Raw genomic sequence first — 17,053 nt, forward strand, 5'->3', positions numbered from 1 at the left:
TGTTTCCGGCGTTGCCGCCATTCCTTGGAATTCGGTCGTTGGGGTCGGCGTCAGGCCATGAACATGCCGCCGTTGACGTGCAGTTCCTGGCCGGTGATGTAGCGGGCTTCGGGCGAGGCGAGATAGGCCACCGCATGGGCGATGTCCTCGGGCTTGCCCAGTTCGCCCACGGGGATCTGCGCCATGAGCGCCTTGTGCTGGTCCTCGCCGAGCACGGCGGTCATGTCGGTGGCGATGAAGCCGGGGGCCACGCAGTTGACGGTCACGCCGCGGCTGCCCAGTTCACGCGCCAGGGCGCGTGTCATGCCGGCGACACCGGCCTTGGCTGCAGCGTAGTTGGCCTGGCCCGGGTTGCCCGAGGCGCCCACCACCGAGGTGATGTTGACGATGCGGCCGTAGCGCTGCTTCATCATCGTGCGCATCACGGCGCGGCTCATGCGGAAGACGGCCTTGAGGTTGGTGTCGAGCACCGCGTCCCAGTCGTCGTCCTTCATGCGCATGGCCAGGGTGTCGCGCGTGATGCCGGCGTTGTTCACCAGCACGTGCAGGCCGCCCGCCTCCTTGGTGATCGAATCGACCACGGCCTCGGCCTGGGCGGCGTCGTTCACGTCGAGCTTGACGCCGCGGCAGCCGGCGAACTGGGACAGCGCCTGCGAGATGCGGGCGGCGCCGTCATCGGTGGTCGCGGTGCCCACGACCTTCAGGCCGCGGGCGGCGAGTTCGGCGGCGATGGCGGCGCCGATGCCGCGCGAGGCGCCGGTGACCAGGGCGACCTGGCCGGCAAACGGGAGGGAGCTCATTGCAGCAGGCCTTTCACTTCGCCGAGGGTGGCGGGGTCGTACAGGGCGGCGCCGGTGAGGGCCGCGTCGATGCGCTTGGCCATGCCGGCCAGCACCTTGCCGGGACCGCACTCGACCAGGGTGTCGATGCCGCGGGCCTGGATGGCGCGCACGCACTCGACCCAGCGCACCGGGCCGAAGGCCTGGCGGTACAGGGCGTCGCGGATGCGGTCGGCATCCGTCTCGACGGCTACGTCGATGTTGTTCACCACCGGGATCTGCGGGGCGGCCAGCGGGGTGGCGGCCAGCTTCTCGCGCAGGCGGTCGGCGGCCGGCTTCATCAGGCTGGAGTGGAACGGGGCCGAGACCGGCAGCGGCAGCGCGCGCTTGGCGCCATTGGCCTTGAGCACCTCGCAGGCCTTCTCGACGGCAGCCTTGCTGCCGGCGATCACGGTCTGCGCCGGGTCGTTGAAGTTGACGGCCTCGACCACCTCGCCGGAGCCGGCGGCGAACTGGGCCTGCGCCTCGCGGCAGCCCTCGATCACCTTGGCGGCTTCCATGCCGAGGATGGCGGCCATCGCGCCGGTACCCACGGGCACGGCTTCCTGCATGGCCTGGGCGCGAAAGCGCACCAGCGGAGCAGCCTGGGCCAGCGTCAGCACGCCGGAGGCGACCAGCGCGGAATACTCGCCCAGCGAGTGGCCCGCGACGGCGGCGGGCGTGGCGCCGCCCTCGGACTGCCAGGCACGCCAGGCGGCGACGCCGGCGACCAGCATCACGGGCTGGGTGTTGGTGGTCAGCGCCAGGGCCTCCTTGGGGCCTTCGTGAATCAGCTTGGCGACGTCTTCGCCCAGGGCCTCGGAGGCCTCGGCCAGCGTCTGCTGCACGGCGGGGTGGTCACCCCAGGCATCGAGCATGCCCACGGCCTGGGAGCCCTGGCCGGGGAAGACGAATGCGAACGGTTTCATTGTCATTGTTCCGTCGTGGTGGATGGAAAGGCTGGAAGGGCGGCCCCTCGGGGCCGCCGTTCAGAAGTCGAGGAGCACGGCGCCCCAGGTGAAGCCGCCGCCCACGCCCTCGAGCATGAGGGTGTCACCGCGCTTGACCTTGCCTTCGCGGACCGCGGCGTCCAGCGCCAGCGGGATCGAGGCCGCCGAGGTGTTGCCATGCTGGTCCACGGTGACGACCAGCTTGTCCAGCGGCATCTTCAGCTTCTTGGCGGTGCCCTGCATGATGCGGATGTTGGCCTGGTGCGGGATCAGCCAGTCGATGTCGCTGTCCTGCCGGCCGGCCTTGGCCAGCGTGGCACGGGCCGCGTCCTCGAGCACGCCCACCGCCAGCTTGAAGACGGCCTGGCCGTCCATCTGCAGCAGCGGGTTGCCCTTGACCTGGCCGCCCGAGACGGTGCCCGGCACGCACAGGATGTCCACGTGCTTGCCATCGGCATGCAGGTCGGTGGCCAGGATGCCCGGGGTGTCCGAGGCCTCCAGCACCACGGCGCCAGCGCCGTCGCCGAACAGCACGCAGGTGGTGCGGTCGTTGAAGTCCAGGATGCGCGAGAACACCTCGGCGCCGATCACCAGCGCCTTGCTGGCGGCGCCGGTCTTGATCATGGAGTCGGCAACGGTCAGCGCGTAGACGAAGCCGCTGCACACGGCCTGCACGTCGAACGCCGGGCAGCCGGCGATGCCCAGCTTGTGCTGGAGGATGCAGGCAGCCGAGGGGAACACCATGTCCGGCGTGGACGTGGCAACGATGATCAGGTCGATGTCGGAGGGGGCGGCGCCGGCGGACTGCAGGGCGCGACGCGCGGCCTCGGCCCCCAGGTCGCTGGTGGTCATCTCGGGCGCGGCGAAGTGGCGCGCGCGGATGCCGGTGCGCTCGACGATCCAGTCGTCCGAAGTCTCGATGCCGCGCTGGGCCAGTTCGGCGGCCAGGTCGGCATTGGTCACGCGGCGCGGGGGCAGGAAGCTGCCGGTGCCGGCGATGCGGGAATAGCGTGTCATGTCTCTCCGTCAGGAGGCCGACGGGGCCTCGGCGCTTTGCGCGCTGGCTTCGCCCACCAGCAGCGGGCGGGCGTGCGCGATGCGGGCCTGGACCCGCTCCAGCAGTTGGTTTCGGGCCGCATCATACGCGCGGTTGAGGGCCTGGCTGAACGCGAAATCGTCCGCCGATCCGTGGCTCTTGAAGACGAGGCCACGCAGTCCCAGGAGGGCCGCGCCGTTGTAGCGGCGGTGGTCGACACGGTGCTTGAAGGCCTTGAGCACCGGCATCGCCACCAGGGCGGCGAGCTTGGTGAGGGCATTGCGCGAGAACTCCTCGCGCAGGAACCCGGCCACCATGGCCGCCAGGCCCTCGCTGGTCTTGAGGGCGACGTTTCCCACGAAGCCGTCGCACACGACGATGTCGGTCGTGCCCTTGAAGATGTCGTTGCCTTCCACGTTGCCGCGGAAGTTCAGGTCGCCGGACTGGCCCGCCGCGCGCAGCAGCTCGCCGGCGCGCTTGATCACCTCGCTGCCCTTGATCTCCTCCTCGCCGATGTTGAGCAGGCCCACGCTGGGTGCGTCATCGTTGTTGAGGGCGGACACCAGGGCCGAGCCCATCACCGCGAACTGCAGCAGGTGCTGCTCGGTGCAGTCGACATTGGCGCCCAGGTCGAGGACGGTGGTGGCGCCGCCCTTGGCATTGGGCATGGGGTAGGCGATGGCCGGGCGGTCGATGCCATCCACGGTCTTGAGCAGGTAGCGCGCCAGCGCCATCAGCGCGCCGGTGTTGCCGGCCGAGACGGCGGCATGCGCCGCCCCCTGCTTGACCTGCTGGATGGCCACGCGCATGGACGAATCCTTCTTGCGGCGCAGGGCCACCTCGACCGCGTCGTCCATGGCCACCACCTCGGAGGCGGGCACGATGCGCGCGCGTTCATGCACGAAGCCTTTCAGGGCCTCGGGCTGGCCGACCAGCAGGAGCTGGACGTCGGGGTGCTGGTCGAGGAATCGGCGGCAGGCGGGAAGCGTGATGCGGGGGCCGTGGTCACCCCCCATGCAATCGACAGCCAGAATCGTCATGGGATCAACTCCAGAGCGTCCGCCGGCCTCGGCGTGAGGCCGCGGACGCACCGGCAAAACAAAGGGCCCGACATGCCGCGCGAGCGGCACCGGGCCCTTCGGGATTCAGGAAGAAGCTCAGGCTTCGTTCTTGGTCTTGAGGACCTGGCGACCACGGTAGAAGCCGTTCGGGCTGATGTGGTGACGCAGGTGGGTTTCGCCCGTGGTGGGCTCGACGGCGATGCCCGGCACATTCAGGGCGTTGTGCGAGCGGTGCATGCCCCGCTTGGAGGGCGACTTCTTGTTCTGCTGAACGGCCATGACGGGCTCCTGGAAAAATACGCGCTGCCCCGGGGGCAGAAACGTGAATAGGGTGGGTGAAAAAGCAACGCCCCCGGCTCAACTTCACCAGGTCAGTCGCACAAAAGCCCACGATTATAGCCCAAGTCCCGCCGGCCGGCCAGTCACGACTTGCCGGGCTTGAGCTTGCTCAGCACGGCGAAGGGGTTGGCACGCGGACTTTCGTGTTCGAAATCCGCATCTTCGGCGCTGAACCTGACCGGCTCCGGGCACACCGCGTGGTGGGGGACCAGGGGCATCTCCATGAGCAGTTCGTCCTCGACCAGCTCCAGCAGGTCGAAGCTGCGGGCGAGGACCAGGAGGTCCTCCTCGCTCTCGTCGTCCTCGGCGAGGGCGGTGGCCTCGTCGGCGACGAAGCGGAAGGAGCGGTCGACCGAGACGGCCACGTCCACCGGCGCCAGGCAGCGCTGGCAGGCCAGGGGCAGCGTGGCGCTGGCCTGCAGGTGCAGCCAGACCTCGGGCTTGACGCCGCGCGGGTTGCGCAGCTCGCCACGGGCGGACCAGTGCAGGGGCAGCTCGGCGCCGCGCCCCTCGGTCTCGGCCAGCAGGCGCTCGTGCGCGCCGAGGGTGCTGGCGCCGCTCAATTGGGCGCCCTCCTCGGCGAAAGCCTTGATGTCGAGGCGCTGGGCAGTGAACTCCTTGGGCATCCGGGCAGTGTAAGAGAATCGCCGCATGCCCGAGACCCCTGACCTGACCCCGAGCCGCGAAGTCGTGCTCGGGTCGACGTCGCGCTACCGGCGCGAACTGCTGTCGCGCCTGAACATTCCCTTCGGCGTCGCCTCGCCCGAGGTCGACGAGACGCCCCTGCCCGGCGAACCGCCCGAGACACTGGCACGCCGCCTGGCCCTGGCCAAGGCCCGCGCCGTGGCGGCAAAGTTCCCGGACGCCGCGGTGATCGGCTCCGACCAGGTGGCCGACCTCGACGGTGAGCCCCTCGGCAAGCCCGGCACCCACGAACGCGCCGTGCACCAGCTGCAACGCATGCGCGGTCGCACCGTCGTCTTCCAGACCGCGCTGGCCGTGGTGTGCCAGGCGACCGGCTTCGAGCAGGTGGACCTGGCGGCCGTGAAGGTGCGTTTCCGCGACCTGGGCGACGCCGAGATCGAGAACTACCTGCGCGCCGAGCAGCCCTACGACTGCGCCGGTAGCGCCAAGAGCGAGGGCCTGGGCATCGCCCTGCTCGAATCCATCAACAACGACGACCCCACGGCACTGGTGGGCCTGCCGCTGATTCGCACCTGCCGCATGCTGCGCGCTGCGGGCGTGAGGCTGCTCGGATGACGCGCGCACGCCTGTTCCTCGTGCCGGCGCCGCTGGACTTCGGCTGCGACAGCCAGGCGCCGATCGGCGACGTGCTGCCGCAGGCCACGCTGTCGGCCGCCGCCGCCCTCACCCACTGGATCTGCGAGAACGCCAAGACCGCACGCGCCTGCCTCAAGCGCATCGGCGAGCTGCATCCGCTGGCCGCGCCCCTGCAGCAGCAGCAGATCGTGGAGATGCCGCGCGAGCTGCACAAGAAGGGGGACACCGGCGCAGGCTTCGACGCCCGCCCGCTGCTGCAGCCCGCGCTGGCCGGCCACGACATGGGCCTGATCAGCGAAGCCGGCATGCCGGCGGTGGCCGACCCGGGGGCCTCGGTGGTGCGCGCCGCCCACGACCTCGGGCTGGAGGTGATCCCGCTGGTGGGCCCCTCCTCCCTGCTGCTGTCGCTGGCCGCCAGCGGCCTGAACGGGCAGAACTTCGCCTTCGTCGGCTACCTGCCGCAGGACGCGGCGCAGCGCACGCAGCGCATTCGCGAGCTGGAGGCGCTGGCGATGAAGACGGGCCAGTCGCAGCTGTTCATCGAGACGCCCTATCGCAACGCGGCGCTGTTCGGGGCGCTGCTGCAGGCCCTCAGGCCGGAGACGCGCCTGGCAGTGAGCACCGGCCTCACGCTGCCCACCGCCCGCACCCGCAGCCTGCCGGTGCGTGGGTGGAAGCAGGCCGGGCAGGAAGGCGTGGGCGACGGCCCCGCGGTGTTCGCGATCGGCCGCTGAGGCCCCGCCTCAGCGAAGCTGCGCGCCCTCCCGCAAGGCCTGGATGGCGCCCTGCCCCATCGCGGCGCCGAACTTCTTGGCCAGGCGCTCGGCGACGTTGTCGCGGCGGGTGTAGTCCACCAGGTCCTCGGCCTTGATCACCTCGCGGGCGACGAAGTCGAGGTTGCCCAGGCGGTCGGCCAGGCCCAGCTCGATGGCCTGCTGGCCGGTCCAGGCCAGGCCGCTGAAAAGCTCCGGTGTCTCCTTCAGGCGATCGCCGCGGCCATGCTTGACCACGTCGATGAACTGCTGGTGCACCTGGTCCAGCATGCCTTGCGCGAACAGCCGATGCTGCTGCGTCTGCGGGCTGAAGGGGTCGAGGAAGCCCTTGTTGGCGCCGGCCGTCATGAGGCGGCGCTCGATGCCGAGCTTGTCCATCAGGCCGACGAAGCCGAATCCATCCATCAGCACGCCGATGCTGCCGACGAGGCTGGCCTTGTCCACGAAGATCTGGTCGGTCGCCGCGGCGATGTAGTAGGCGGCCGAGGCGCAGGTTTCCTCGACCACCGCATAGACCGGCTTGCGGTGCTTGGCGCGCAGGCGGCGGATCTCGTCGTTGATGATGCCGGCCTGCACCGGGCTGCCGCCGGGGGAGTCGATCAGCAGCACCACGCCCTGGGCGCCGATATCCTCGAAGGCGGCGCGCAGCGAGGACACCACGGATTCGGCGCTGGCGTCCGAGCCCGAGGCGATCTCGCCGCGGATCTCCACCACCGCGGTATGCGGCATTGCCTTCTCGGCGGCGCTGGGGCCGCCGCGGTACAGGGCCACCCACGCGATCACCACGAAGAAGGCCAGCCAGGCCAGGCGCACGAAGGTCCGCCAGCGGCGGGCCTGGCGCTGCTCGTGCAGCGTGGCGAACATCAGGCGCTCGAGTGTGTCGCGCTCCCAGCCACTGGCGGGCGAGTTGGTTTCGGGCGCAGGGCTGCGCGAAGGCGGAGCCGCCTCGTCGGGCGGCAGGGGGTCGTTCATACGTCGAAAGTGACCGGTTGCAGGTTCCAGGCAGTATGCCAGCGCACCACGCCATCCTGCTCGCTCAGCGCGATCTTCACCAGGCCGCCGCGGCAGGGCCCGCCGCCGCACTGCCCGCTGTCGGGCCGGTACGCCGCCCCGTGCGTGGCGCACAGGAGCCAGTCCCCGGTGTCGTCGAAGAAGCGATCGGGCTGGTAGTCCATCTCCATCGCCACATGCGTGCACCGATTGAGGTAGGCATGGACCTGGCCGCGGTAGCGGATCGCGAAGGCGCGGCAGGTCTGGCCGGCAAAGACCACGTCGAAGGGCACCGCCAGGCCGCTGTCCACCAGGTCACCGGAATTGCACAGGGCGATGGCGACGCTGTCCATGGCGCCTCAGGCGTTGTCCTCGAGCCACTGGTGCAGGTCGCGCACCGAGTGGGCGATGTGCAGAGGCCCCAGCTCGTGGAAGGCGTCCGGCTCGTGCGCGCCGTAGCTCACGCCGACGCTGGCGCAACCGGCGTTGCGCGCCATCTGCAGGTCGTGGGTGGTGTCGCCGATCATGAGGGTGCGCTCCGGGTCCACGCCGAACTCGCGCATCAACTCGTGCAGCATCCGCGGATGCGGCTTGCCCGCGGTCTCGTCCGCGGTGCGGCTGCCGTCGAACATGCCCTGGAGCTCCACGGTCCGCAACACCTCGTTGAGCCCCTGGCGCGACTTGCCGGTGGCCACCGCCAGCCAGTGGTGGCGCTCGCGCAGCTGCGACAGCAGCGGCAGCACGCCCTCGAACAGGCTCAGGTCGTCCTGGTGGACTCCGTAGTGATGGCGGTAGCGGGCCGACAGCTCGGGGTATTTCTCGGGCGGCACGTCGGGCGCCGCATGGGCCAGGGCCTGGGTCAGCGCCATGCCGATCACGTAGGCCGCGGCCTGGTCGGAAGGCTTCCGGCCCCCGACGTCGACCACCGCGCGCTGGATGCAGCGCACGATGATGGCCGTGGAATCGAACAGCGTGCCGTCCCAGTCGAAGGCGATGAGGTCAAACCGGCGCGGACGCGTCATGGGGTGCGAAGCTGTGGAGGTCGGGGGGCAGCGGCGCGAGCAGTTCGATGCGCTCGCCCGAGGCGGGATGGTTGAACTGTAAACGCCAGGCGTGGAGGAACATCCGCTTCAGGCCCTGCTTCTGAAGGGACTTGTTCAACTCGAAGTCCCCGTACTTGTCGTCCCCCGCGATCGGGTGGCCCTGCGAGGCCAGGTGGACGCGGATCTGGTGGGTGCGGCCGGTCTTGATGGTCACCTCCAGCAGCGAGAAGCCCGGCAGGCGCCGCGCCACCTTCACCAGGGTGATGGAACGCATGCCGTCCGGGTCGTCCTTGGCGACCACCTTGACGCGGCGCTCGCCGTCGGCCTGCAGGTACTTGTGCAGGGGCACGTCGATCACCTTCTTGCTCGCGGGCCAGTCGCCCACGGCCAGGGCCAGGTAGGTCTTGCCGGTCTCGCGCTCGCGGAACTGGTCCTGGAGCTTCGTCAGGGCCGAGCGGCGCTTGGCCACCAGCAGGATGCCCGAGGTCTCGCGGTCCAGGCGGTGCACCAGCTCCAGGAATTTCGCGCCCGGGCGGGCCTGGCGCAGTTGCTCGATGACGCCGAAGCTCACCCCGCTGCCGCCATGCACCGCCACGCCGGCGGGCTTGTCGATGGCGAGCAGATGGTCGTCCTCGAACAGCACCGGGAAGTCGCGCGCGGGCACCGGCTTGTCCTTTTTCAGTACAGCCTGCTGCGACACGCGCACCGGCGGCACGCGCACGACATCGCCGGCCTCGACGCGGGTGTCCGCCGCGGCGCGGCCCTTGTTCACCCGCACCTCGCCGGAGCGGATGATGCGGTAGACGTGGGTCTTGGGGACGCCCTTGAGGTGGCGGATCAGGAAGTTGTCCAGACGCTGGCCGGCCGATTCGTCGTCGACGATGACGCTGCGAACCTGGGCCGTCGGCGCGGGGTTTTCGGCCCCTATAATGTGTTTCACTAGCGCGATGCCGTAAGTGGTTGATTTTTCTTGGAAGTTTAGTCCACCCACCACTTCGGCCCGCTGGCAGGTCGATGCCACTGGCGTTTGACGGGCGGGAGAATCCCAGGCCAGAGCCTGCGATGGCCCCCCGCAGCACCGGAAGCGGCAAGACTTCGAAGCACCGATACGGAATACCCAAGGCCGCCAGCCTCCTGGCTTGCGGCCGGATTGAAACGAGAACACCTGTGTTGATGGCGATCTTGCGGATCCTGTGGCTGGCGCTGTGGCGCCCGGCCGCCGGCGTGCCGCCCGCCGTCGCCCGCGCCACCCGCGCGGGACCTGCCCGGGCCCGCGCCCTGGCGTACCAGGGGCGCCAATGCGGCCGCCACCCTCTCGTGCCCATCCACGCGCCCTGGACCCGCCCGCCGAGATAGTTCTCCCGGCCCGCGCACGTCCCTCCGGCAATTCCTTCTCGCTTCGAAGCCTCGCCAGGCATCGTGGACCCCCATGGGGTCGCATGGATGTTTGACATACAAAAGGTGACGCGATGAAGCGTATGCTGATCAACGCCACGCAGGCAGAAGAACGCCGCTTGGCCATCGTCGACGGGCAGAAGCTCCTCGACTACGAAATCGAGATCGAAGGGCGCGAGCAGCGCAAGGGCAACATCTACAAGGCCGTCGTCACGCGCGTCGAGCCCTCGCTGGAGGCCTGCTTCGTCGACTACGGCGAAGACCGCCACGGCTTCCTGCCGTTCAAGGAAATCTCCCGCCAGTACTTCGCCCCCGGCGTCTCCGTCTCCCAGGCCAAGATCAACGACGTGATCAAGGAAGGCCAGGAACTGCTGGTCCAGGTCGAGAAGGAAGAACGTGGCAACAAGGGCGCCGCCCTGACCACCTTCATCTCCCTGGCCGGCCGCTACGTGGTGCTGATGCCGAACAACCCGCGTGGCGGTGGCGTGAGCCGCCGCATCGAGGGTGATGACCGCGCCGAGCTCAAGGAGGCGATGGACCAGCTGGAGTACCCCAACGGCATGTCCATCATCGCGCGCACCGCCGGCATCGGCCGCAGCGCGCCCGAGCTGCAGTGGGACCTCAACTACCTGCTGAAGCTGTGGACCGCCATCGACGGCGCCGCCAAGGGCGGCAAGGGCGCCTTCCTGATCTACCAGGAGTCCTCGCTGGTCATTCGCGCCATCCGCGACTACTTCAACGGCGACATCGGCGACATCCTGATCGACACCGACGACATCTACGAGCAGGCGCAGCAGTTCATGTCGCACGTGATGCCGGAGCATGCGGGCAAGGTCAAGCGCTATCGCGATGACGCCCCGCTGTTCTCGCGCTTCCAGATCGAGCACCAGATCGAGTCGGCCTACGCCCGCGAGGTCAAGCTGCCCTCGGGCGGCGTGATCGTGATCGACCACACCGAAGCCCTGGTCTCGGTGGACGTGAACTCGGCCCGCGCCATCAAGGGCGGCGACATCGAGGAAACCGCCACCCGCACCAACCTGGAGGCCGCCGACGAGGTGGCCCGCCAGATGCGCCTGCGTGACCTGGGCGGCCTGATCGTCATCGACTTCATCGATATGGAGGAGTCGAAGAACCGCCGCGAGGTGGAGAACCGCCTGCGCGACGCCCTGCGCCAGGACCGCGCCCGCGTTCAGTTCGGCACCATCAGCAAGTTCGGCCTGATGGAAATGAGCCGCCAGCGCCTGCGCCCGGCCCTGTCGGAAGGCGCGTCGATCCCCTGCCCGCGCTGCGGCGGCCACGGCCACATCCGTGACACCGAGAGCTCGGCGCTGCAGATCCTGCGCATCATCCAGGAAGAGTCCATGAAGGACAGCACCGCCGCCGTGCACGTGCAGGTGCCGGTGGAAGTCGCCTCCTTCCTGCTCAATGAGAAGCGCACCGAGATCGCCAAGATCGAGCTGAAGCAACGCATCAGCGTGATCATGATCCCGAACAAGTCGCTGGACACGCCGCACTACAAGCTCGAGCGCCTGAAGCACGACGACCCGCGCCTGGACAGCCTGGCGGCCAGCTACAAGATGGCCGTGGAGGTCGAGGACCCGACGACGGTGACCCGCCGGTCGCAGGAGCGCACCAACAAGCAGGAGCCGGTGATCAAGGGCGTGCTGCCCGACGCGCCCGCCCCGGTGGTGCCGCCCAAGCCGGAGCCCGTGGCCAAGGCCCCGGCGCCGGCCCCCGCACCGGCCCCGGCGGTGCCTGCCGAGACCGGCTTCCTGGCCTGGCTGAAAGGCCTGTTCGGCGTGGCGCCTGCCGCCGCGCCCGCGCCGGCGCCGGCCGAGCCCGCCAAGGCGGCCCAGGAGGACAAGCGCGAGGGCCGCGGTGACCGCGGCGATGGCCGTGGACGTGGCCGCGGCCGAGGTGGCCGCGGTGGCGAAGGCCGTGGCGGTGAAGGCCGTGGCCGCGACGGCGACCAGCGCCGCGAAGGCGCGCCCGCAGCCGAAGGGGCCGAGGGCACGCAGCAGCCGGCGCGTGAAGGCCGCGGTGACCGCGGTGAGCGTGGCCGCGGCCGTGGCGAACGCGGCGAAGGCCGCGGTCGTGAGGGTGGCGAGGCCCGCGAAGGCCGGGAGCCGCGTGAGTCCCGCGAAGGTCGCGAAGCCCGCGAACCGCGCGAGGGCCGCGAACCCCGGGAAGCCCGCGAGCCGCGTGAACAGCGTGAGCCGCGCGAAGGCCGTGAGCCGCGCGAGGCCCGTGAGCCGCGCGAGGCCCGTGAGCCCCGCCAGCCACGTGAAGCCCGCGAGCCGCGCGAGGCCCGTCCGCCGCGCGACGGCGTGCCGGCCGACGCCGCAGCCCTGACCGAGGGCACGCCGGTGGCCGAGACCGCGTCCGACGCCAACGCCCCCGAGGCCCGCGCACCGCGCGGCGAGCGCGGTGAAGGCCGCCGCGAGCGTGGCGAGGGCCGTCGTGAGCGCGGCGAGCGCCGCGAGCGCCCGGCACGTGACGATGCCCCCGCTGCAGAAGGCGAGCTGCCCCAGGCTGACGCCATGGCGCCGGTGGACGCCGCTGCGACCCCGTCCGACGAGGCCGTGACCGCCCGCCCCGAGGCCGAAGGCGCCGAGGGCGGCGAAGGCCGCCGCCGTTCGCGTGACCGCTACGGCCGTGACCGCCGCGAGCGCGGCGAGCGTGCCCCGCGCGACGAGTCGGCCGCCCCGGCGCCCGCGCAGGCGGACGCCGCCGAGGGCGACGGCGACGAACCGCGCCGCCCGCGCTACCCGACCGGCTTCGTCGCCGAGGAAGAGGCGGCCCCGGCAGCCGCCGCTGCGGCGCCCGTCGCGCCTGTCGAAGCCGCCGCGCCGGCGCCCGCACCCGCACCCGTTGCAGCCCCCGCCCCTGTGGCTGCCCCTGTGGCCGCCGCCGCAGCAGCGCCGTCCACCGGCGGCCTGCCGCGCGTGAGCCGCTTCGAGCTGCCGGTCAGCGAGCTGGTCCAGGTGGCGGAGCAGTCCGGCCTGCAGTGGGTCAACTCCGACGCCGGGAAGGTCGCCGCCGTCCAGGCCGCCATCGCCGCCGAGCCCAAGCCGGTACACGTGCCGCGCGAGCGCCCGCCCGTCGTCGTGGTCGATGAGGGCCCGCTGGTCCTGGTGGAAACCCGCCGCGACCTCACCCAGGTGAAGCTGCCCTTCGAAGCCGCGAACGGCTGACCCCCCCTGAGGATGGAAAAAAGCCCGGCGCTGCCGGGCTTTTTTCTTGCTCGCTCAGGTCGACAGCCTCACTCGGTGGCGGCCCGCTTCCACGCCTGCGCCGCGGTCACGCCGTCGCCGCGGTCCTCGGCGAGCAGGGCCAGGGCACGCCAGGCACTGCGATGCAGCTCGGCGTCTTGCAGGCCGAGGGCCGCCTGCGTGAGCAGCTGCTGCGCCTTGCCCCAGAGCTGTCGCTTCATGCAGGCCATGCCCGCCAGGTACTGCAGGGTGGCATCGCGCGGGTTGGCGCGCTGCGCCGCTTCGAAGCGGGCGAGCCAGGCGCCGTCGATGGAGTCGAGGCCAGCCTCCAGGGCGCGCACCAGGCGCACCTTGAGCGGTTCGGACAGGTGTTCCTGCTGCTCCCACACCGGCAGCAGCCAGTCGCGCGCGAGCTGCGCGTCCCCCTGGAGCGAGGCCATGCGCAGGGCCGCGTGGATGGCGAGCTCGGGCATCTGCCGCTCGGCCGGCTCCAGCGACTCCCAGGCGCGCTGGAGCTGCGCCACGTCATGCGCGTCGTTCAGCAGGTCGGTCGCCAGGCCGCGCACGATGCTCTGGGCTGCAGCCGGCGAGAAGGCGTGGTGCTTGGCGAGCAGGCGCGCGGTCTCGAGCGCGTCCGAGGACTGGCGCTCGAGGCGGGCGGCCTTGAGTTTCATGCGCAGGGCCAGCGTACGCCGGGCAGCGCCCTGCGGCAGTTCGGCGAGCCAGGCGCTGGCGGCCTGCGGCTCCCGGTCGTCGAGGGCCCAGCGGGCAGCCCGCATGAGGGCGCCCTCGCGCATGGCCAGGGCCTCGCGCGAGTTCGAGGGCGCGAGCGCCAGTTGCAGGTGCTGCTCGCGCGCCGCGCGGTCCTGAAGGGCCTGAGCGCTCTCGGCGACCAGCAGGTGCGCCATCGCGCGAAGCGGCTCGGCATGCGGCAACCGCACGCCGGAGGCCGCCAGTGACTGCTCCTGGGCCAGGGCGGCCTCGGCCAGCCTGCGGGCCCGCAGGAAGCGGCCGGCGAGCAGGTGGGCGGTGGAATCGACCACCAGGCCATGCAGGTCGCGCTCCTTGCGCTGGTTGCGCCAGCGCAGCGCCTGGCGCGGGAGGTCGAACAGCGCGGCCAGCGCCCGCAGCGCCGCGTGCAGGAACACGAAGGCCGCGACCAGCAGCAGCAGCACGAGGTTGAGGGAAAGGTCGATCCGGTAGGGCGGCCAGAACAGGGTCACCGTGCCCTGGTTGTTGCCGGCGAACAGGGCAATGGCCACGGCGACGCCGAACAGGGCCAGGAACCAAAGGGCTGCGCGCATGGGCGTCGTGCCTCGGGTCAGCGTCCGCCGGCCGTGGCTTCCAGCAGGGCCAGGGTCTCGTCGATGCGGGGAAGGTCCACGGAGCGCAGCTGCGCCTGCAGCTGCTGCAGCACGGCGGCGGCGGCCTGGGTGCGGCGGGCGGAGGGGTCGAAGTAGCGTGCCAGCGCCGCCGCCGCGGTGGCGAGGTCGGCGCGGGCCAGGTCGGTCTGGCGGGCCATCAGGGACAGGCGCGCGTTGAGCAGCTTGAGCTTGAGGTTCTCGCGCAGGAAGAAGGACTCCTCGGGCGAGACCAGCATGGCCTCGGGCTGGTCGATGCGGCTGACACGCACCAGGCCGCGGGCCTCCTCCCACACCGTGCCCAGCGCACGCTCCCACCAGGTTCGCGGAGCGGCGGGCGCGCCCTCGCGGCGCGCCTGGGCCGCCGCAGCGCCCGGGCCGACGGCATTGGCCACGGGCAGGTCGTCGAGGCTGCGGGCGAGTTCGTCGATGCGTATCAGGAGGGCCGGCACGTCGGCGACCGCGGCGGCCTTGATCCGGTCCATGTCGCGGGCGATGGCGGCGCGCACGCGCGCCAGCCGGGGCTGGCTCACGCGGGCCAGGCGCTGGTCGGCGGCGCGCAGGGCGGCGAGCAGCGGCTCGGGACTGAGCGTGAGCTGGGCCTGCTGCTGCGCGAGGCGAAGGCCGGCCTCGATGTCCACCACCAGGTTCTCGTCGCGGGAGCGGCTGAGGCTCTGCATCAGATCCTCGAGCTGGGCGCGCTGGAGCGAGACCTCACTGAGCTTGGTGTCGGCAACCGCCTGGCGAGCGGCGAGTTCGCGCACCTGCTCCTGGGCCTGGCGTGCCAGCGTGCGCGCCTCGATGGAGGTGGCGCCGGAATCCGCGCTCTGGCGGGCAAGTTGCTCCTGGATGCTCCCCAGCCGCTGCCACAGCAGCCCGGCGGCCGCGAGGGCCGCCACGACCAGGACCACCAGCGCGTAGAGCAGCGGACGGGGAACCGGCACCCCCTCGCGCGCGGCGGCAGGCTCCGGCACGGGCCGGGCGGCGACGTCGGCGGCGGGCGCGCCTTCGCTGGGGGTCGGGTCGGTCATGCGTTCGATTGTAGGAAGCCCGCCACCGACTCGACGACGGGCCGTGTCTGCGCCACCACACCGAAGCCTGCTTCCTGCGCCGCCTGCGCGATCCGCGGGTGCGTGCACAAGGCGCGGCCCGCGCCGAACGACTCACCGGGCAGCAGCTGGCGCAGGTTGCCCACCGCCTCCGAGCTGCTGAAAAGCCACCAGCCGGCGCCCCGGACGGCCTCCCGCGCCAGCGCGCGCTGCGCGTGGTCCCAGGCCGGCATCCGGCGCACATAGGCGACCACGGTATCGACCCGGGCGCCGGCATCGGCCAGTTGCCCGGCGAGCCACGGGCGTCCTGTGGCCTGCCCCTCGGCGTCGCCGCCACGCACGACCAGGGCGCGCGTGCCGCGGGTCGCCTGACCCCGCACCTGCTGCCACAGCGTTTCGGAATCGAACTGGGCGGCGTCGCCCGCGGGAGCGTCGACCTGGGCAGCCGGCACGCCCGCCGCCAGCAGGGCGGCGCGGGTCCCCGGGCCGGTGGCCCAGGCCCGCGTGCCCGCAGGCCAGGCGACCCGGTCGCCGAGCAGCCCCTGCACCGCATTGGCGCTGACGAACATGGCGATGGCGTATCCAGGCAGCGCCGCACGGGCGTCCGCCAGGGGCGCAGCATCCGGCGGCGGCGCGATCTCGATCAGGGGCAGGGCACGGGCCGGCAGCCCCTGAGCCTGCAGCGCCGCCACCCAGCGACCCGCGTCCTGCGCGGGCCGGGTGACCAGCACAGGGCCGGGCGTGGCGGGCCCGCTCACGACGCTCAGCGCGCGCCGCCGGCGCGCAGTTGCGCGGCGACCTGCTCGCCCAGGCGGGCGGCAGCCTCCAGGGTCGCGACGGACTCGCTCGCCTCCACGCGCACCAGCGCGGCACCGCCCTCGGGATCGCCCCAGGCGGCGCGCAAGTGCAGGGTGTCACCGCCGGTGAAGACCGCGTGCGCGGCCAGCGGCATCGAGCAGCTGCCGCCCATGGCGCGGCTGACGGCGCGCTCGGCCGACACGGCCAGCCACGTGGGCATGTGCGCCATCGGCGCGACGGCGCCGGCCACCTCGGGGCGGCTGGTGCGCGTCTCGATGCCCAGGGCGCCCTGGCCCGCGGCGGGCAGCATCTCGGACGGGTCGAAGACCTGGCGGATGCGGCTGGCCAGGCCCAGGCGCTTGAGGCCCGCGGCCGCCAGCACGATGGCTTCGTACTGCCCGTCGTCGAGCTTGCGCAGGCGGGTGTCGAGGTTGCCTCGCAGGGGCTCGATGCGCAGGTCCGGACGCAGGGCACGCAGCAGCACGACGCGGCGCAGGCTGGAGGTGCCGACCACGCTGCCCGGGGGCAGCTCGGACAGGCTCTGGAAACGGTTGGAGACCAGGGCATCGCGCGGGTCCTCCCGCTCCATCACGCAGGCGAGCGTGAAGCCCTCGGGCAGGTCCATCGGCACATCCTTCAGGGAGTGCACGGCCAGGTCGGCACGGCCCTCCTCGAGGGCCACCTCGAGCTCCTTGACGAACAGGCCCTTGCCCCCGACCTTGCTCAGGCTGCGATCCAGGATCTGGTCGCCCTTGGTGGTCATGCCCAGGAGGCCCACCTGGTGGCCGCGGGCCTGCAGCAGCGACTGCACATGTTCGGCTTGCCAGAGTGCCAGGCGGCTCTCACGGGTGGCGATGACCAGCTTGCTCAACGTCGTAACCTGTTCGGAACTGTTCGGGGATGGGGAGGTGAACGGGCGATGCTAGCATGGCGACTGCCAAAAAAAT

At 71.5% G+C, this 17,053-nt stretch carries 17 protein-coding genes; 3 read left to right on the plus strand and 14 right to left on the minus strand.

Annotated features, from left to right (window positions below; translation table 11 throughout):
• Nucleotides 1–50: 50 nt before the first annotated feature.
• The 6 genes from fabG to ACFQZY_RS08120 all read right to left on the minus strand — a co-directional run bounded on the left by fabG (nt 51) and on the right by ACFQZY_RS08120 (nt 4,830).
• Nucleotides 51–800 carry a 3-oxoacyl-ACP reductase FabG gene (fabG, locus tag ACFQZY_RS08095; RefSeq protein ID WP_377414882.1) on the minus strand — a complete coding sequence of 250 codons (750 nt, stop codon included), beginning with the start codon at nt 798–800 and terminating at the stop codon, nt 51–53.
• Nucleotides 797–1,747 carry an ACP S-malonyltransferase gene (gene fabD, locus ACFQZY_RS08100; RefSeq protein WP_377414885.1) on the minus strand — a complete coding sequence of 317 codons (951 nt, stop codon included), beginning with the start codon at nt 1,745–1,747 and terminating at the stop codon, nt 797–799. Before fabD ends, fabG begins: the two co-directional genes overlap by 4 nt.
• A 60-nt stretch (nt 1,748–1,807) precedes the next feature.
• The gene (locus ACFQZY_RS08105; protein WP_377414888.1) at nt 1,808–2,785 is read right to left on the minus strand and encodes a beta-ketoacyl-ACP synthase III; all 978 of its coding nucleotides are present in this window, start codon (nt 2,783–2,785) and stop codon (nt 1,808–1,810) included.
• 9 nt (nt 2,786–2,794) lie between these two features.
• Nucleotides 2,795–3,844, minus strand: coding sequence for a phosphate acyltransferase PlsX (gene plsX / locus ACFQZY_RS08110; protein ID WP_377414891.1), 1,050 nt, complete (start codon nt 3,842–3,844; stop codon nt 2,795–2,797).
• A gap of 117 nt (nt 3,845–3,961) precedes the next feature.
• Nucleotides 3,962–4,144, minus strand: a complete 183-nt coding sequence (rpmF, locus tag ACFQZY_RS08115; protein ID WP_093376052.1) for a 50S ribosomal protein L32 — start codon at nt 4,142–4,144, stop codon at nt 3,962–3,964.
• Between the two features lie 143 nt (nt 4,145–4,287).
• Nucleotides 4,288–4,830, minus strand: coding sequence for a YceD family protein (locus tag ACFQZY_RS08120; protein ID WP_377414894.1), 543 nt, complete (start codon nt 4,828–4,830; stop codon nt 4,288–4,290).
• A 25-nt stretch (nt 4,831–4,855) separates the two neighbouring features.
• On the opposite strand from ACFQZY_RS08120, the gene ACFQZY_RS08125 reads away from it, so the two are divergent.
• Entirely contained in the window at nt 4,856–5,464 is a 609-nt protein-coding gene (locus ACFQZY_RS08125; protein WP_377414897.1) for a Maf family nucleotide pyrophosphatase, read from the plus strand.
• Nucleotides 5,461–6,219 carry an SAM-dependent methyltransferase gene (locus tag ACFQZY_RS08130; protein ID WP_377414900.1) on the plus strand — a complete coding sequence of 253 codons (759 nt, stop codon included), beginning with the start codon at nt 5,461–5,463 and terminating at the stop codon, nt 6,217–6,219. The genes ACFQZY_RS08125 and ACFQZY_RS08130 overlap by 4 nt, the downstream gene beginning before the upstream one ends.
• Before the next feature lie 9 nt (nt 6,220–6,228).
• Here ACFQZY_RS08130 and ACFQZY_RS08135 read toward each other — a convergent pair whose 3' ends face one another.
• From ACFQZY_RS08135 to ACFQZY_RS08150, 4 genes are read right to left on the minus strand one after another with little or no spacing between them, the layout of a single operon-like run.
• Entirely contained in the window at nt 6,229–7,230 is a 1,002-nt protein-coding gene (locus ACFQZY_RS08135) for a S49 family peptidase (RefSeq protein WP_377414903.1), read from the minus strand.
• Nucleotides 7,227–7,601, minus strand: coding sequence for a Rieske (2Fe-2S) protein (locus ACFQZY_RS08140; protein WP_377414906.1), 375 nt, complete (start codon nt 7,599–7,601; stop codon nt 7,227–7,229). Before ACFQZY_RS08140 ends, ACFQZY_RS08135 begins: the two co-directional genes overlap by 4 nt.
• A 6-nt stretch (nt 7,602–7,607) precedes the next feature.
• The gene (locus ACFQZY_RS08145; protein ID WP_377414909.1) at nt 7,608–8,270 is read right to left on the minus strand and encodes an HAD family hydrolase; all 663 of its coding nucleotides are present in this window, start codon (nt 8,268–8,270) and stop codon (nt 7,608–7,610) included.
• Entirely contained in the window at nt 8,248–9,231 is a 984-nt protein-coding gene (locus ACFQZY_RS08150; protein ID WP_377414912.1) for an RluA family pseudouridine synthase, read from the minus strand. The genes ACFQZY_RS08145 and ACFQZY_RS08150 overlap by 23 nt, the downstream gene beginning before the upstream one ends.
• A 529-nt stretch (nt 9,232–9,760) precedes the next feature.
• Between ACFQZY_RS08150 and ACFQZY_RS08155 the strand changes: the two genes are divergently transcribed.
• Nucleotides 9,761–12,880, plus strand: coding sequence for an Rne/Rng family ribonuclease (locus ACFQZY_RS08155; RefSeq protein WP_377414915.1), 3,120 nt, complete (start codon nt 9,761–9,763; stop codon nt 12,878–12,880).
• A 68-nt stretch (nt 12,881–12,948) separates the two neighbouring features.
• Here the strand turns inward: ACFQZY_RS08155 and ACFQZY_RS08160 are convergent, their stop codons facing one another.
• From ACFQZY_RS08160 to hemC, 4 genes are read right to left on the minus strand one after another with little or no spacing between them, the layout of a single operon-like run.
• Nucleotides 12,949–14,202, minus strand: a complete 1,254-nt coding sequence (locus tag ACFQZY_RS08160) for a heme biosynthesis protein HemY (RefSeq protein WP_377414918.1) — start codon at nt 14,200–14,202, stop codon at nt 12,949–12,951.
• A gap of 17 nt (nt 14,203–14,219) precedes the next feature.
• The gene (locus tag ACFQZY_RS08165) at nt 14,220–15,290 is read right to left on the minus strand and encodes a uroporphyrinogen-III C-methyltransferase (RefSeq protein ID WP_377414921.1); all 1,071 of its coding nucleotides are present in this window, start codon (nt 15,288–15,290) and stop codon (nt 14,220–14,222) included.
• Entirely contained in the window at nt 15,287–16,066 is a 780-nt protein-coding gene (locus ACFQZY_RS08170; RefSeq protein ID WP_377414924.1) for a uroporphyrinogen-III synthase, read from the minus strand. The genes ACFQZY_RS08165 and ACFQZY_RS08170 overlap by 4 nt, the downstream gene beginning before the upstream one ends.
• 5 nt (nt 16,067–16,071) lie before the next feature.
• Nucleotides 16,072–16,977 (minus strand): hydroxymethylbilane synthase, encoded by a 906-nt coding sequence (gene hemC, locus ACFQZY_RS08175; RefSeq protein WP_377414926.1) that lies wholly within the window; start codon nt 16,975–16,977, stop codon nt 16,072–16,074.
• Between the last annotated feature and the right edge of the window lie 76 nt (nt 16,978–17,053).

The sequence above is a fragment of the Ramlibacter sp. GCM10027632 genome (genome assembly GCF_042675325.1).
Taxonomy (GTDB): domain Bacteria; phylum Pseudomonadota; class Gammaproteobacteria; order Burkholderiales; family Burkholderiaceae_C; genus Ramlibacter.